Below are 1,595 nucleotides of genomic sequence, written 5' to 3'. Positions count from 1 at the left end.
GCTTGAGTTTTAACCTTTGAGCTGGGGTTTTGTGACCCCGGGTGCTCATGGGTGAAGCCCTTGGTTGATCATGTCCTCTTGCGACAGAAAGACTTTCAACAACCAAGGGCTTCAGTTGAACAGTGTGCACGACACCGGCTGCGCCGACACGGTCGGGGATCTTTCGGGGTTTCGGCGGGAGTTCTACCGGTGTCTGGCTCGGCGTGCGGACGCGGCGTTCGATGTGGTGGATGCGGTGTTGTGCGCGGACGGTCCGGTGCGATCGTTGCCGGAGTTGTCGCTGGTCGGTGAGCATCGCCGAGGACACGGCAGTGTGTATGCGGCGCTGGATCGCGGTCGGATCGATATCGCCCGGCTGCGGCGGGCGCTGGTTTCGGTTCCGCTGCCTCGTGCCGCGGACGGCCGGTTGGTGCTGGCGGTCGATATCACCAGCTGGCTGCGGCCGGAGGCGCATACCTGCCCGCAGCGGATCCTGTGTCACACCTACGGGCGGGCGAAGAACACCGCTCAGATGATCCCGGGATGGCCGTATTCGGTGGTCGCGGCCCTGGAAACAGGGCGCAGTTCCTGGACCGCACCGTTGGATGCAGTGCGGCTGGCGCCGGGAGACGATGCCGCGACCGTCACCGCCGGCCAGCTGCGCACCGTCATCGGCAACTTGATCGAGGCCGGGCACTGGTGCCCCGGTGACCCGGATATCTGGATCGTCGCCGACGCCGGCTACGACGCACCCCGGCTGGCGTTCCTGCTTGCCGACCTGCCCGTCGCCGTGCTCGCACGGATGCGGTCGGACCGGGTTCTGCGCCGCCACGCACCCGCATGGCAGCCCGGGACCACCGGCCGTCCACCGCGTCACGGCGGTGAGTTCGCTTTCGCTGATCAGACGACCTGGGGTGAACCAGACACCGCTGTCACCACCGACACCCGGCTCTACGGTCCGGCGACAGCACGGTCATGGAACCGTCTGCATCCCAGGCTCACGCACCGTTCTTCCTGGATAACTCAGGTCGGGAAGCTGCCAGTGATCGAAGGCACGGTGATCCGGCTCGACGTCGACCGGCTCCCCAGCGGCGCCATCCCGAAACCGATCTGGCTATGGCATTCGGTCGTCGACCTGGATGCAGCCGAGGTCGAGGTGTTGTGGCAGGTATTTCTGCGACGGTTCGATATCGAACACACCTTCCGCATGCTCAAACAGACCCTCGGCTGGGCCTGCCCGAAACTGCGGAACCCGGCAGCCGCCGACCGGTGGACCTGGCTGCTTCTGGCCGCTTACACCCAACTGCGTCTGGCGCGGAACCTCACCGTCGATCTGAAACGTCCGTGGGAGAAACGCGTTTCTCCGCAACGGCTTACACCCGCACGCGTTCGTCGAGGGTTTCGGCACCTCCGCCGGAAAGCGGCATGTCCGGCCAGAGCACCGAAACCCTCCCGCCCCGGTCCGGGTCGCCCCGCCGGGCACCGCAACCAGCGACCAGCACCTCGCTACGACGTGCACATCAAGACCGCCAGCGACCGGAAACCTCCTCAGAAAGCCGGGCCGCGACCTCGCAGAAACTCCACAAAACACCAGCTCAGAGGTTAAAACTCAAGCT

The 1,595-nt window shown here is 65.5% G+C and carries 1 protein-coding gene; it reads left to right on the top strand.

The genetic code is table 11. The features are described 5' to 3' along the window. The first annotated feature begins 124 nt into the window (after positions 1-124). Positions 125-1,585 carry an NF041680 family putative transposase gene (locus NS6_RS33555; RefSeq protein ID WP_245669609.1) on the top strand — a complete coding sequence of 487 codons (1,461 nt, stop codon included), beginning with the start codon at positions 125-127 and terminating at the stop codon, positions 1,583-1,585. Positions 1,586-1,595: the final 10 nt, after the last annotated feature.

The organism is Nocardia speluncae NBRC 108251, from assembly GCF_001613245.1.
GTDB classification, from domain to species: Bacteria; Actinomycetota; Actinomycetes; order Mycobacteriales; family Mycobacteriaceae; genus Nocardia; species Nocardia speluncae.
Note: the sequence above shows the minus strand (reverse complement) of the source record. Positions and strands in the feature narration are given on the sequence as shown.